The sequence below is a fragment of the Halomonas sp. DP8Y7-3 genome (genome assembly GCF_019801675.1).
Taxonomy (GTDB): domain Bacteria; phylum Pseudomonadota; class Gammaproteobacteria; order Pseudomonadales; family Halomonadaceae; genus Halomonas; species Halomonas litopenaei_A.
The window spans coordinates 165,702-179,515 of the sequence record NZ_JAHVIO010000001.1 but is presented as its reverse complement, the minus strand read 5'-3'; the positions used below and the strand labels follow the sequence as shown (position 1 = coordinate 179,515).

Here is a 13,814-nt window from a genome sequence, read left to right as displayed (position 1 = left end):
AGCAGGATCTCCTGGGTATCAGTCGCGTAGAGAGTCATAGAAAGCACGCACGTGCTCTGTCTCCCGGTAATTGCCGGAAGACGCTGGGTCACGCTTGGCCGATGAGGCGTCGGCGTTGTCCTCTGCTGTCGCCTGAGCTGTCTGGCTGACCACGACCGCTGCCCCGGCAGCGGCAATCGTGCCCCCGCCAAGCACCTTCAGGAAGCGACGTCGTTGTGTATCGGGGGTAGCACTCATGCTTGATCTCCTGCTCCTTGGGGCTGGCGACGAACGTCTGGTGTTGCCATGCCGAGGGTCTGGGATGAGGGGGGGGGCGTAGCCTGCAACTGACTGCCTTCGCGTTCGAAGAAGAGTGACGCCAGCGCGCCGATGGCGGCATAGAAGGGCGATGCCACGGCGGCGAGATCCCGTGCACAGTCAGTGGCCCATGGCGCCAGGTGGCGATGGAAGAAACCGGCCTCGCGGGGATGGCTTTCCGCCACCAGCATGGCCATGACTTCGCACAGGGCGGCCAGGTGGTCCTCGGGCTCACTCACGTCGGGAGAACGTTCCAGGTTAAGCGTGCGCAGCTCCTGGCGCAGGGCGACCAATGGCGCTTCCATCAAGCCGCCTTCACGATAGTAGGAGGCGTAAGGCAGCACATCGCCCTGGATGACGCCGACCAGGTGAACGAAGTGAGCGCGTTTCAGCCCTTCGCTGGTACTGTCCGCGGCGGCATTCGCCAGGCGCTGCCAGGCCTGGGCGAAACGTATGTCGTCTGTCGATGTCTCGAGAGAAGCCAGCCATTCACGCAGTGCGTTGTCGGGTGGCGTTCTCAGCAAGGCGGCGAGCAGGGCATAGATGTCCGCTCTGAGGGCCCGGGCCTCATCGTCCTGCCCGGGCGAGATATCGGTGGGCGAGTGTTGAGCCGTCATACCTTGAGCTGAGCCTCCGGGTTGGTCGCCATCTCCTGCCATACATCCTTGACGCGGCAGTCCTGACACATCTCCAGACGGCGTGCCTGATCACCGCTGAAGTACGGATGCTGGGCGAGCTTTTGCTGAATGGCCTCGATGGTGCCGCGATTGGCGAACGCGGTGCCGCAGGAGATGCAGTGAAAGGGGCTGTCTTCGTGGCACACGCGCCAGTCCGCTCGCGCTGAGCTGGCGAAGAATCCGGGCTGCAGCGTGATGGCAGATTCAGGACAGCTCTTTGCGCATAGACCGCACTGCACACAGTCGGCCTCACGAAAGTCGAGCCTAGGTGTGTCCCCGCCCGCGGCGAGCGCGTCCGTGGGACAGCTGGCGACGCAGCCCATGCACAGGGTGCAGGCATCGCTGTTGACGTCGATGCCCCCGAAAGGGCTGCCGCCTGGCATGCTGTGTCGCTGGCCATCCTGCTCGCCATGGAGCGCCAGGTGCTCCAGCACTCGGTTGAGGCGTCGGCGCTTGCCCTGCTCGTCATCGCCGTCACTGTCGGCGTCGTCGTCAAGGCGGCTCAGGCGGGTGGGCAATCCCGCATGGCGGGGCAAAGCATCGCTGCTGAGCGGGTCGCTGGCGGCAAAACGCTGGAGTCGCTGTTCAGAATGTCCAAGTGCCGCGAGCAGTCCGCGAGCCTGAGCCAGCTGATCCTCCAGATGAGCGGCGAGGCGCGGCGGCATGGAGGGGTAGTCGACAATGCGGACTTCACACGCTCCCGCGGCGATCAGCGATAGCCAGTGGTCAGCACCGGCGGCGCCAAGATCTTCCAGGGCCACGTCGATCACGTGAGGCGCGTCAGGTTGTTGATGATCGGTGTAGTCGGCCTGGACGAAGCGCACGACCGGCGACGTGCCGCCAGCGTTGTGATACCCATCGAGCCACGCCAGCAAGGTGTCCTGCTGACGTAGGCTGTGAGGCTGGCGAAACTCGATGGCTCCGGTGGGGCATGCGCTGGAACAGCTACCTACGCCCTGGCACAGCTGAGGGTCAATCTCGATGTGCGCGCCAATCCTTCCAGGAACACTGTGGATAGCATCGGCTGGGCAAACCTCCAGGCAGCGAGTACAGCCTTCAAAGCCACGTGTGGAGTGGGCGCAGCGATCGTTATGAATCTGGAAGTAGCGAGGCTTCTCGAAGTCCCCAACCCAGTCAGCCAGACCATCAATGAGGGTGTCGCGCTGCTCCCCCGCAACAGGGGCGTGAAAGTAGCCGGGAGGAGGAAGCTCTCGAGGCAGGCTGGGCTCTGCACATAGGTCGATGACCAGGTCGTGGCCGTCACGTTCCAGTAGCGCCTTGGCCAGGTTGATAGGCCCATCGGGCGTCGGCAGCCACAACCTGAAGTTGCCCAGGTAGCCCTCGAGGTGCAGGTCCGCAGGGTGTTTGCCCAGCAGTGGTTGCACGAAGACGCGCAGATCGGCATGGGCACGCAGATCAGCATGGGTCGTGAGCGCTTGATGTCCGGCGTCGGTGACGACCAGCGTCAGGCTGGCCAGGGATGATGAGTCTCCCTGGCGGTCCAGCAGGGCGGTCAGGGCACGGCTGTCACCGATGGCCAGCACATGGCCATGACTCTGATAGCCGACGGAGGAGGCTGCCAGGTTGACTGGCCATGAGCTGGCGGCAAGTGCGCGCTCACGGGCTTTCCGGTTGACCTCCTGGTCTACCGGTATCGTCGCAATTCTTTGGTTCATGCTGTTCCACGGTCGAGAACGTATTGGTCGTTATCATTTTTTTCTTATGTGTCTAGGACTCAGTGTGAGCGGTCAATCTCAAATTCGCCAACCGCCCTTGGTCGAAGACGTGGGCCAAACGTTGATAAGGTCAGGGTTGAGGTGTATCTCCCGAGAGGTCCTGGTCGTCGCCCCTCGCTGTGTCTTCGCTGAGCGTCTCGCAGTGAGACTTACTGCATGCTGCGGTAGACGCCTCCCAGCCTGTGCGTGGGCGAGAAGGAGTGGCACCACCCTCGTTGGTAGCTTGGTCCTGCGCATGCCCAGCGGCGTCTTTCTCGGCGATGCCGTGGTCAAAAGCCTGCTGGTCGCCAGCCTCTTGATCAGTTCTGTTCTGACTAGCTCTGTCTTGACCAACGCTGTCGGCATCGGCATCGGTATCGAGAGTCCGATCGTCAGTCGCGTCGTCGACGTTATCCCACCAGCGGCGCAAGCGCTGGGCGGTTTCCTTGGCCAGCGGTGTCAGGCGCTGTCGGAAGTCATCGTCGTAGTCGTCCAGACCGTCGCGAATGCCGTAGCGCTCGGCACTGAAAAGCTGCCGCAGGGCACGCTGCTTCAAGGCTTTGTCGATGCCAGACTCAAGATAGGCGCGTATATCACTGCCTGGAACCAACGTCTCTGGGTCGGGCAGGGCGGTGGCGTCAGTGCCAGCAGCAGACTCGCTGGCGTCGCCCTCTGCAGCTTTCGTCGGTTGCGCTTGCGCCGGGCTTGGCGCTGGGCTTGGCACAGCGGCGTGCCCGGGAGCGTACATACGATCACTGGGGACATCTTCCGGCTCGTTGCCGGCCGCCGTGCCGGCCCCAATGGTTCGCTGCGTTTCATCCACGGACGCTAAGTGGTCAGGTGCTTCGTGATCATCCAGCTTGCGCTGAGACCAGCGCGACAGGCGGCTCATGCAGTGTTCTCCCGGGCACGGCCTGCGCCCTTGCGCTTCTTCTTGCGCCCCTCTGCCGGCGCTTCGCCATGGGCTGCCAGATAGGCCTCGACCCAGGCTTGCAGGGCCAAGGGCATGGGTGTGGCGAGCACTCGGTGTTCACCGTCCATCCAGTTGGCAGCGACATCCTGGCTCGCGGTGACCGCGTCGGGCTTGGGAGGCAGGTCACTGTGGCCAGCGCGAACGAACAGGCGTGGTGTCTGGGACTCGAGGTTGAAGCGGTAGGCGGCACGCTCGGTCATGCTCAGCACCAGCGTCAGCACCCAGGGACCGCTGTTTCCGGGTTCAAGGCCGGTGATTTCCCAGTTGCGCTGGCGAAAGCCTTTGACCATACGGTCGTGGTGACCAAGGTCAAGGCTGAGTTGTCGCCTGTTGGACGTCTCAGTCATGGTGTATTGTCTCCGTGCGGCATCCTTGCCTCTGGGGAACGACAGTATCAGCGAACGCTCATTCAATGATACCCAACATGCATTATGCCGTTAACAGGCATTTGATTCACGCCCATACGATGGCTGCCACCGACCTCCAGGAGTCTGCATGTCATTCAGCAAGCCCAGCAGCCAGCATCAGGTCCAGCATAAGGTCCAGAGAAGCTACGCGCAGTTGCCTGCGACGCTCGAGATCGAGGTTGTCGATGAATTTGGTCATCCCCGTCGCCAGGCGATCGCCGCAGAGCGGGCCTTGACGGTGTACCTCAATCGACGGGAGATCGTCACCCTGATGTCCCTTGGTGCCGACCCTGAGGCCTTGGTGGTTGGGTATCTACGCAATCAGGGCTTGATACAGCGGCGTGAGGACCTGGACGCTGTCATGGTGGACTGGGAGGTAGAGGCTGCGGCCGTGGTGACGCGAGAGGAGCCTGACGATCTTGAGCAGCGCCTTGGCCAGCGTACCGTTACCACTGGCTGTGGCCAGGGCACGGTGTTCGGCCGCCTGCTGGATCAGACCTCGATGGCAGCACTGTCTCGTGAGCCGGTACGTCAATCGGTGATCTACGCCTTGCTGGAGGCACTAGGGGCCTATAACGACACCTACCGCAGTGCGGGCGCGGTACATGGCTGTGCGGTGTGCCGCCAGCAGGAGGTGCTGGACTTCGTCGAGGATGTGGGGCGCCACAACGCCGTGGATACTCTGGCCGGGCGTGAGTGGTTAACGCCGGGGGATGGGCAGGTACCCGACATCTTCTACACCACCGGGCGACTGACCTCCGAGATGGTGCTCAAAGTGGCGCAGATGGGCATTTCGATACTGGTATCCCGCTCAGGCGTTACCCAGAAAGGCGTCGAGCTTGCCGAGAGGTTTGGGGTGCTGCTGATTGCCCGCGCCAAGGGCCGCAAACTGCAGATCATCCATGGGCGAGAGCGGTTTATCCATGATGCCAAGCCTGCACCCCGCCCTGGGGATCTGCAGCGACGCCAATAGGACGGATGCCCGGAGGCGTTGAGGTCATATTGTCATCTGGTGCCTGGCCATTTCCGCCTAGCTGGTGTTGCTAGCCTACCGCTTCTCGTCGTGTACAGACCGACAGGACCGTGGCGTCTTCCTTGCTGGTAGAGACCAGTGCATGGCCCATGTCGCTGTCAAAGTAGATGCTGTCCCCCTCGGCCAACGCCAGCGGCTCATAGAACTCAGAGTAGAGCAGGACTTCTCCGTCCAGCACCATCAAGAACTCTTCGCCGTCATGACGTACCCACTCGGAAAACTCGTCGAACCGACGCGCCCGCACGATCGTCTTGAACGGGATCATTCGCTTCTGGGCCAGTTCGCAGCTGAGCAGCTCGTGCTCGTAGGTCGGCGTTGGGTGGCGCTGACCATCGCCGCGACGGGTCATATCGCGTCGGCCCATGGTGCGCGACTGCTGGCGTGGGGGTGACAGCAGTTGTGGCAAGTCGATGCCAAGCCCACCGATCAGTTTCTGTACGGCGGTGAAGGTCGGGGATATCTGATCATTTTCGATCTTGGAAAGCGTCGAGCGGGCCAGCCCCGTGCGCTGGCTGACATCTTCCAACGTCCATTGGTTGGCAAGGCGTATTTCCTTGAGCCGCTCACCCAGACGGAGGGGTTCAACGAAGGCCTTGCGGCCGGAGGCAATCTCGAGCGCTGCCTCCTGATCGGTATGTTGCGCCATGGCGGTGTTCACGATAGGAAATCTGATTTCCTTTAGGCTAACACAGCCCCCGCCTGTTTCGCTTCTGCCTGTTGTACCCGTAAGACGCCGTTCTTAAGCCACAGCCTGTAAGTCATAGCCCGTAAGTCATGGCCCCGTGAGAGGGAGGGAGGCGCGCCGTCAGGTGGCGGCGGAAGGTGAGTAGGCCAGTCCCAGCAGGGCGCGCATATGGGCTTCAGCGCATCTGCCGAGAGCGATGAGGTCGTAGCCTCCTTCAAGCACTGAGACGACGCGCCCTTCACAATGTTGGCGCGCTATGGCGAGTATGCCCTGGGTAATCCAGTGGTAATCCTGATCGTCCAGGCATAGCTCGGCCATGGGATCGTCGCGATGGGCGTCAAAGCCCGCCGAGATGATCACCAGTTCGGGCTTGAAACGGTCCAGCGCAGGCCACCAGTCACGCTCTATGGCAGCTCGAAACTCAAGACTCTGTGTGCCGGCAGGCAGTGGCGTGTGCACCACATTGGGGTAGGGAGTGTCGAGATACCGCCAGGGATAGAAGGGCGACTGAAAGCTGGTACAGATCAGGGTATCGGGATCATTCTTGAAGATATCGATAGTGCCATTGCACTGGTGCACGTCGAAATCGAGGATGGCGATGCGCTGCACGCCATGGGCCGCTCGGGCGTGGGCCGCACCGACGGCGACGTTGTTGTAGAAGCAGAAACCCATGGCTTCATCGGCTTCGGCGTGGTGTCCTGGCGGTCGCACCGCGCAGAACACGTTATCAGCCTTGCCCTTGAGGACCTGGTCCACGCCCTTGACGACCGCCCCAGCCGCAAAGCTTGCTGCCTGCAGGCTGTCGGGGTTCATCAAGGTGTCGGCGTCCAGGTGGGCGTGGCCGGCGTCAGGCAGAGCGGCGTCGAGGCGCGCCAGGTAGGCAGTGCCATGCACGCGCTCAAGCTGTTCCCGGGTGACCTCGCGAGCATCGGCCTGCATGGCATGCTGCAGCACACCTGCACGCATCAGCTGAGCTCTGATGGCATCCAGTCGCAGCGGGCTCTCCGGGTGCTCTGGTCCCATGTCGTGGCGCTGGCACTGCGGATGGGTCAAGTAGGCTGTAATCATGCGAGGCTCCGGCGGTCATGGCGCCACCTTAAGGGTGAGACGGCCTGGGAAGACAGTCACCAATGGTCGAACGCGCCCACCGTGGCGACACCCCTTGACGTGACACCCAAGGGTGGACGCGCGGAGGGCACCGCGCCACACTCCACCACTATTGGCTTGGGTGGCACGCCAGGTGCCACCCATCGGGGTACGATTCGCCCAGGAGGTCTTGCCGTGAGCACCCAGTTTTTGCGCCGTTTTTTCGATCCCGCGTCGATAGCCGTCGTGGGCGCCTCCGAGAAGACGCACTCCACGGGAGGCCAGGTCATTCGCAACCTTCTCGATGGGGGATACACCGGTAAACTCTGGGCGGTCAATGCCAAGGGCTACGCCAGCGTGCATGGGGTCACCTGTGTCGCGCGGACATCGCAGTTACCCGAGATCGTCGATCTGGCGATTCTGTGCACTCCGGTCAATAGCTTGCCGAAGCTGCTTTCCCGCCTTGGCGAGAGTGGCGTACGGGCTGCGCTGGTGCTGTCCGGAGGCAGCCAACTGGATGATGAGCATAGCGGCAAGTCCTCGCTTCGCCAGCGCATGCTCGATGCTGCCAGGGCCTCCGGTATTCGCGTGCTGGGACCTGAATGCATGGGGCTGATCGTGCCCGGAAGGCACCTCAATGCCTCCTATTCGAGCCACACGGTTCCCAGGGGCAAGGTCGCCTATCTCGGGCAATCCGGCATGCTGGCCAACGCCATGATCGACTGGGCTGCGGGGCGAGGTATTGGCTTTTCACACTTGCTGACGCTGGGTGAAAGCATCGATGTGATGCTTCCTGACCTGATTGACTACATCAATCAGAACTCGCCGACCCAGGCGATATTGCTGCACCTGGAGCGAGTGCATGATGCCCAGCACTTCATGACCGCCGTGCGAGATGCGTCACGCAGTCGCCTGGTCCTGGCCATCAAGAGTGGTCGCACGGCGCAAAGTGACATGAGTGGACTGCCACCGACACCGGGTATCACCCATCGCGATCAGGTCTTCGATGCGGCCTTTGCCCGGGCGGGGGTGGTCAGGGTCAACGATTCCGATGAGCTTTATGATGCGCTGGAAACCCTGTCGCGGATGCGCCCTCTCAAAGGGGATCGGCTGGCGATCGTTTCCAATGGGTTAGGCCCGGCCATGCTCGCCATCGACAAGCTGATCAGCTCCGGCGGTCGCCTGGCCGAGTTCGAGGATGATACCCAACGCGCGCTGCGCGAACAGGACCTGGATATCAGCAAGCCAGGTGAAAATCCGGTGGACCTGGGAGGCAATGCCACCCCAGAGCGGTTTGTGGCAGCGCTGGAGGTGGTGGCAGCAGATCCCAACGTCGATGCGGTGCTGGTGGTTCATGCCCCCACACGCCTGGCGCCCTCCCGGGCCACCGCCGAAGCGCTGATTGGTGGAAGGCGGCGTTTCCCGCGCAATCTGCTGACCAGTTGGATGGGCTTCGAACAGGCTGTCGACGCCCGTCATCTCTGTCATGAAGCCGGTATCCCCACCTACCTGTCTCCTGAGAAGGCGGTCAAGGCATTCATGCACATGGTGGACTATCAGAGAGTCCAATCGCTATTGCAGCAGACGCCGCCAAGTCTTCCCATTTCCACTGCAGCAGAGGTACGCCAGCGCTGTCATCAGCTGATCGATCGGGTGCTGGCCGAGGGCAGGGAAAGTCTTGCCCATAGCGAGACGGCCGAGGTGCTCAAGGCCTATGGCCTGCCGGTGGCCAAGAGCCTCTATCCCGACAGCACCGATAACGCGGCGCAATTGTCCCGAGCCATGGAGGGGCCCTTTGCCCTGAAGGTGGTACATGATGGCAACAGTCGGCCATTCCGCTACCGCCAGCATCCTCACAAACTGTCGGCTGGCTTGATTCAGGACATCGCCTCACCTGCGGACGTCGCAGCCGCCATGGATCGTCTCAGCGAGAAAGTGTCCGAGAAGTTCCCGGGTTTTCAGGTGCGCGAGTTCTGTCTCCAGCCCATGCAGCGGGGCAAGCATTCCATGCAGCTGTGTGCCGGGATCACTCGCGATCCGGTGTTCGGCCCGCTCATCGTCTTTGGCATCGGCGGTTACAAGGTGAATATTCTGGCCGACCGACAGGTATCGCTGCCGCCGCTCAACATGACCTTGGCGGCCGACATGGTAGGCCGCACCCATGCCTACCGGCTGATTCGTGAGCACTCAAGCGATCCCGAACGTGACATGCAGCGTCTTTGCCAGGTGCTGGTGACGCTGTCGCAGATGGCAACCGACCTGCCCAGGCTGCGGGGGCTAGAGATCAACCCCTTGCTGCTCAACCGTGATGGCATGGTGGCGGTGGATTTCGCCATGGACCTGGGGCAGCCCGCGCGATTTGCCATCATGCCCTATCCGGAGGAGTTGCGAGAATCGGTCACACTACGCAATGGATGGGAAGTGGAGTTTCGCCCCATCCGTGCCGAGGACGCGCCGCTGATCACCGAGTTCCACCGTCAGCTGTCGGAAGAGAGTATTCGCTTTCGCTACTTCCATAACAAGACCGACCTGAGCCAAGGCGACCTGTCACGCCTGGCCCATATCAACTACGACCGCCAGATGGCCTTTATCGCAGAGCGTCTGTGCGAGGATGGCAGCAAGGAAATGTTGGGGGTGGTGCGCGTGTGGAATGACCCCGACAACATTCGCACCGAATTTTCTATCATCATTCGTGATGATCTTCAGGGGCTGGGTATTGGCAGTCGGCTGATGGAGAAGATGATCCGCTACTGCAAGGGTGTCGGTACCCTGGAAATGTTCGGCAAGATCATGATCGACAATCATCCCATGCGGGCACTGATGAAACATCTGGGGTTCCGTCAGCGCTTCAACATGGAGGAGCAGGTGGTGGATGCCGTTCTGCGACTCAACGAGCCCACCAGTGATTGGCAGCGGCACCGCCTGGAACGGCCAGTGGAATGATCACGCCGCCACCGGCGCAGCATCCTTCCATGCGCCGGTGGGCCTGAGTTCTCAAGAAGGGTTGCTCTCCAGGTTCTTGTCGACAGACTCTCTTCGACAGATGCTTACTAGAGCAGCCTGCTTTCTCTACGGAGCCAGGCGAGCCACCTCCCAGCTATCATCGCGGCGGTGATAGCGCACGCGATCATGCAGGCGACTGGGTTGCCCTTGCCAGAATTCGATCATCTCCGGTACGACGCGATAGCCGCCCCAATGTACGGGTCGAGGAATGTCCTGACCTTCGTAGGCTTTTTCGAAGCGTTGCTGGCGCTGTTCGATCCAGCCGCGGTCAGGAATCACCACGCTTTGTGTCGCGATCCAGGCACCAAGCTGGCTGCCCCGGGGCCGACTGGAGAAGTAGTCGTTCGATTCTTCTTCTGCCACGCGCTCGACGTGTCCTTCCACGCGTACCTGACGTGCCAGAGAGGGCCACCAGAAGGTCAGTGCGGCATGGGGAACGTTGGCCAGCTCGCTGCCCTTATGGCTGTGGTAATTGGTGTAGAACACCATGCCGTTGGCATCGACGCCCTTGAGTAGCACAATCCGCGCATGGGGCAGTCCCTGACTATCTACCGTAGATAGTGTCATGGCATTAGCGTCCTGGGGTTCGCTATCCAGCGCGAGGGCAAACCACTCGTCGAACAAGGTGAAGGGGTCGTTCGGTACGCTGCCTTCGTCGAGAATACCGCCTTCATAGTCGCGTCGGATGTCCGCAATATCACGGGTCATGAGTGTCTCCAGTGGTATCCAATTAAGCAGTGAACGTGAGTTGTGTTCGGCTGGCCGCTACCAGAATCATCGCATCCACGAAAGTCGCTGTCGCCTTGCCAAGTCATCGTTTAGGCAACGCACACCCAGGCCGTCGGGTTGCACCACGCCAACGGCCAACCAAGACGCATGGGGAGACGCCAACTGGTTCAAGCTTGGCGTAGCTGGCGCGAACGAAAGCGGGCGTAGGCGGTACAGCCGGCAAACAATACCAGCGCCACCACAGCCTCCAGGATGCCGCGACCACCCAGCCCTGGCAGGCTTGCGACCATGACTCCTTGAGCAAAGTACAGCAGGCTGACAAAGGCAAGCCAGGCGTGTCCACGCGGTCGCCGCGTAAGGATGGAAGGCAGAAAGAGGATCAACGGCAGGACGAAGGCGATCATCGGCCCGAATCGATTGCCGTCGGCCTCTACCGAGAACCCTCGATAGATCATCATGGCCAGCAGTGCGATAAACCCTACCAGCACTACCTGGCGTGCTCTCGTGGTGAGCTGATCCAGGCCCTTGCGCCGTTCCAGTTCCTCGAGCCAGGCCCTCATGATGCCGCCTTACGGACAGCCGAGAGCGCCAGCGTCAACCTGGCGATTCGTTCGCCTTGGGCAAAGGCGAGTTCGCGCTCGTGTTCATCCAGCGGACGATCGCTGCGGACCCCAGCGAGGTGGCTGACACCGTAGGGAGTGCCGCCGCCTTGAGTGCGGGTGAGAGCCGTCTCACTGTAGGGCAGGCCTGCGTAAACCATGCCATGGTGCAGCAGCGGCACGAGCATGGTCATCAGCGTGGTTTCTTGCCCACCGTGGAGGCTGGAGGTGGAGGTGAAGGCGGTGGCCGGCTTGTCGATCAGTGCACCGGACAGCCATAGCTCGCTGGTGCTGTCGAGAAAGTGCTTGAGCGGCGCAGCCATGTTGCCAAACCGCGTAGGACTGCCGATAGCAAGGCCGCTGGCATGGCGCAGATCATCGAGTTCGGCGTAGATAGCACCTTCCTCGGGAATCTCAGGATCTACCGCCTCACAGGTGGGCGACACCGGAGGAACCGTGCGGATCCTGGCGTCCACTCCCGCGACCGACTCCACGCCGGCGGCAATCCGCTCTGCCAGAGCGCGCGTTGCGCCCTGGCGTGAATAGTAGAGGACCAGTACGTAGGGCAAATCCGACATGCGGTTTCCTATTGAGTTGACCAGTAAACGGCGTTGAGAGCAGGGCGTTCACCCCATGAAAAAGGCGGAGATCAATGGCCGCGCAGTGCTAGAACAGGCGTTTGATGTCTTCGGGTGGTCGTCCGATCACGGCACGCTGTCCGTCATCGAGAATCGGCCGTTGGAGGATACGCGGATGAGCCTGAATCGCCGCAATAACCTGTTCCGGGTCGTCACGATCGGCGCCCAGCGTTTTCCACTCGGTCTCGTTGGTGCGGACCAGGTCCCTAGGAGAGCCATCCAGACGCGCGATCAGCTCGCGCAGCTCCTGGCCGTTCAGGGGATCGTCCAGATAACGCCGGACCTGCGCCTCTATCCCGGCCTCCTCGAGCAGGGCAAGGGCTTCACGCGACTTGGAACAGCGCGGGTTATGCAGCAGGACGAGAGTGGCCATGACAGCTCCGACGGCAGGAGAAAGGGCTCACATTGTAATGCCCCGGCACCGGGCCCCACAACGCTGTGCGTATCCCGCACCGAAGGACCTGGGCGATGAGATGGGTGAGCGCATCGTCTCGACGAACTTGCGTGTCAGTGTGGATCCAGGCGCAAGTAGACCCAGGCCGGCGTACCATTGGCCAGCGCCACCCTGACCCGCTCGTAGCGCTGGCCCAGCCGCTCGTAGCGATCGAGGGCGCGTAATTCGTCGCCGTCGACCTGTAACAGCTGACCAGGCACGTAGGCCTGTGGCGCGGGCTCAAGGTCCAGGCCAACCCGCTCAAACCCACGCAATAGTGCAGGACTTGTCTCAAGGTCGTCACCGGTAATCAGCCATCGCACCCACGGCCAGCGTAGGGTGCCGTAAACAAAGACCCGATGTTCATCCGCCAAGTCGAGCTCTGAACGAGCCGAACTGACGGTTGTCGCTTGCGCTGGTGGCGTGTAGCCAAGTGGGCTCTTGTAGGTGTACCACAGCCAGCCAAGGCCGAGGATGCCGGCCATGACCAGAGCAAGGCACAGACGAGGGATCCAGCGTGACAGCAACGACATAAGCAGTGACCGCAAAGGGATGAGCGTTGGCACTGTAGCGTGGCCAGGAAGCCGTGCACAACGTTCTGCACGGGAAGAAGACGCCTGGCGCCGACGATGGCAGGGCGTTTGCACGACAGTCTATCGATGATCGTCTTCGGCTTGCTAGGATAAAGACCCGATGACGAGGAGGTGCCCCATGACCGATTCCTTCCATGCCAGCGGAACTGACCATGGCCATGACGATATCGACTTCAAGACCATGATGGGGGATGTCCAGCCACTGCGCCGCAGCCAGAATCGTGCCGATGCAGGTCATCGGCCAGCAGCACCCACCGAGTCACAGATTGCCAGGCGGCGCCATGCCCTGAGTGGCAACGACGGCGCGGACGGTTTGAGTGACGACTTCGTTGATCTGGTGCCTCCCTATGATCCGCTTGAGTTTCGGCGAGATGGCATTCAGATTGGCGTGATGGAGCGCTTGCGCCAGGGGGGCTACCCGGTACAGGCCAGCCTGCATCTATTGCGCAGACCGTTGTACGAGTGCCGTGCCAGCCTGCCGCAGTTTATCCGCGATGCTTACGCTGCTGATCTTCGCTCCGTACTCATCGTTCACGGGCGCAGCCGAGAGATCGATGGCGCGGCCAATGTGCTGCGATCCTGTCTCGCCAAGTGGCTACCTACGCTGGAGGAGGTTCACGCCTTTGTTTCTGCGCAAGAGGGGGATGGGGGATTGGGCGCTACCTGGGTGATGCTACGCAAGAGCGAGCGTGCGCGATCGGCCAACCGGGAACGCCAGCAAAAACGTCGGGGCTAGTTCTGGTGCTTAGTGTCTCGTCCTTAGTCCTTAGTCCTTAGTCCTTAGTCCTTAGTCCTTAGTTCTTAGCCCCTAGTGTCCAGTACCTCCCGGCGGGGACTTGCTGCCAATCCTGACGGTGACAAGCAACTTCTACGTCAATAAGCTTCACCAAACAACAGCGCCGCCCCATCGGGCGGCGCTGTTGTCTTGAATCATAGGTGACAGCAG

The 13,814-nt window shown here is 61.6% G+C and carries 15 protein-coding genes; 3 read left to right on the top strand and 12 right to left on the bottom strand.

Features of this window, described 5'->3' with window-relative positions:
* Positions 1-18: 18 nt before the first annotated feature.
* The 5 genes from KUV86_RS00800 to KUV86_RS00780 all read right to left on the bottom strand — a co-directional run bounded on the left by KUV86_RS00800 (position 19) and on the right by KUV86_RS00780 (position 4,009).
* Positions 19-237 carry a twin-arginine translocation signal domain-containing protein gene (locus KUV86_RS00800; protein WP_206938867.1) on the bottom strand — a complete coding sequence of 73 codons (219 nt, stop codon included), beginning with the start codon at positions 235-237 and terminating at the stop codon, positions 19-21.
* Entirely contained in the window at positions 234-914 is a 681-nt protein-coding gene (locus tag KUV86_RS00795) for a molecular chaperone (RefSeq protein WP_222483281.1), read from the bottom strand. The genes KUV86_RS00800 and KUV86_RS00795 overlap by 4 nt, the downstream gene beginning before the upstream one ends.
* Positions 911-2,650 (bottom strand): 4Fe-4S binding protein, encoded by a 1,740-nt coding sequence (locus KUV86_RS00790; RefSeq protein ID WP_222483280.1) that lies wholly within the window; start codon positions 2,648-2,650, stop codon positions 911-913. Before KUV86_RS00790 ends, KUV86_RS00795 begins: the two co-directional genes overlap by 4 nt.
* Positions 2,651-2,780: 130 nt before the next feature.
* The gene (locus KUV86_RS00785) at positions 2,781-3,581 is read right to left on the bottom strand and encodes a DUF3306 domain-containing protein (RefSeq protein WP_222483279.1); all 801 of its coding nucleotides are present in this window, start codon (positions 3,579-3,581) and stop codon (positions 2,781-2,783) included.
* A complete protein-coding gene (locus KUV86_RS00780) occupies positions 3,578-4,009 on the bottom strand; it encodes a DUF3305 domain-containing protein (RefSeq protein WP_315900950.1) in 432 nt (143 codons plus the stop codon). The genes KUV86_RS00785 and KUV86_RS00780 overlap by 4 nt, the downstream gene beginning before the upstream one ends.
* A gap of 148 nt (positions 4,010-4,157) precedes the next feature.
* Between KUV86_RS00780 and KUV86_RS00775 the strand changes: the two genes are divergently transcribed.
* Positions 4,158-5,042, top strand: a complete 885-nt coding sequence (locus tag KUV86_RS00775) for a formate dehydrogenase accessory sulfurtransferase FdhD (RefSeq protein ID WP_222483278.1) — start codon at positions 4,158-4,160, stop codon at positions 5,040-5,042.
* A gap of 70 nt (positions 5,043-5,112) precedes the next feature.
* Here KUV86_RS00775 and KUV86_RS00770 read toward each other — a convergent pair whose 3' ends face one another.
* Positions 5,113-5,748, bottom strand: coding sequence for a helix-turn-helix domain-containing protein (locus KUV86_RS00770; RefSeq protein WP_222483277.1), 636 nt, complete (start codon positions 5,746-5,748; stop codon positions 5,113-5,115).
* A 159-nt stretch (positions 5,749-5,907) separates the two neighbouring features.
* The gene (locus KUV86_RS00765) at positions 5,908-6,855 is read right to left on the bottom strand and encodes a histone deacetylase family protein (protein ID WP_222483276.1); all 948 of its coding nucleotides are present in this window, start codon (positions 6,853-6,855) and stop codon (positions 5,908-5,910) included.
* Between the two features lie 213 nt (positions 6,856-7,068).
* On the opposite strand from KUV86_RS00765, the gene KUV86_RS00760 reads away from it, so the two are divergent.
* Positions 7,069-9,816, top strand: a complete 2,748-nt coding sequence (locus tag KUV86_RS00760; RefSeq protein ID WP_222483275.1) for a bifunctional acetate--CoA ligase family protein/GNAT family N-acetyltransferase — start codon at positions 7,069-7,071, stop codon at positions 9,814-9,816.
* Positions 9,817-9,942: 126 nt separating this feature from the next.
* On the opposite strand, the gene pdxH is transcribed toward KUV86_RS00760, so the two are convergent.
* From pdxH to KUV86_RS00735, 5 genes are all read right to left on the bottom strand, one after another.
* A complete protein-coding gene (gene pdxH, locus KUV86_RS00755; protein ID WP_222483274.1) occupies positions 9,943-10,584 on the bottom strand; it encodes a pyridoxamine 5'-phosphate oxidase in 642 nt (213 codons plus the stop codon).
* Between the two features lie 188 nt (positions 10,585-10,772).
* Positions 10,773-11,165 carry a DUF2069 domain-containing protein gene (locus KUV86_RS00750; protein ID WP_206938826.1) on the bottom strand — a complete coding sequence of 131 codons (393 nt, stop codon included), beginning with the start codon at positions 11,163-11,165 and terminating at the stop codon, positions 10,773-10,775.
* Entirely contained in the window at positions 11,162-11,782 is a 621-nt protein-coding gene (wrbA, locus tag KUV86_RS00745) for an NAD(P)H:quinone oxidoreductase (protein WP_222483273.1), read from the bottom strand. Before wrbA ends, KUV86_RS00750 begins: the two co-directional genes overlap by 4 nt.
* A gap of 88 nt (positions 11,783-11,870) precedes the next feature.
* Positions 11,871-12,215, bottom strand: coding sequence for an arsenate reductase (glutaredoxin) (gene arsC / locus KUV86_RS00740; protein WP_206938822.1), 345 nt, complete (start codon positions 12,213-12,215; stop codon positions 11,871-11,873).
* 134 nt (positions 12,216-12,349) lie between these two features.
* Positions 12,350-12,808, bottom strand: coding sequence for a gamma-glutamylcyclotransferase family protein (locus KUV86_RS00735; protein ID WP_206938820.1), 459 nt, complete (start codon positions 12,806-12,808; stop codon positions 12,350-12,352).
* Between the two features lie 178 nt (positions 12,809-12,986).
* Here KUV86_RS00735 and smrA point away from each other — a divergent pair, with 178 nt between their 5' ends.
* Positions 12,987-13,604, top strand: coding sequence for a DNA endonuclease SmrA (smrA, locus tag KUV86_RS00730; RefSeq protein ID WP_206938818.1), 618 nt, complete (start codon positions 12,987-12,989; stop codon positions 13,602-13,604).
* Positions 13,605-13,814 lie beyond the last annotated feature (210 nt).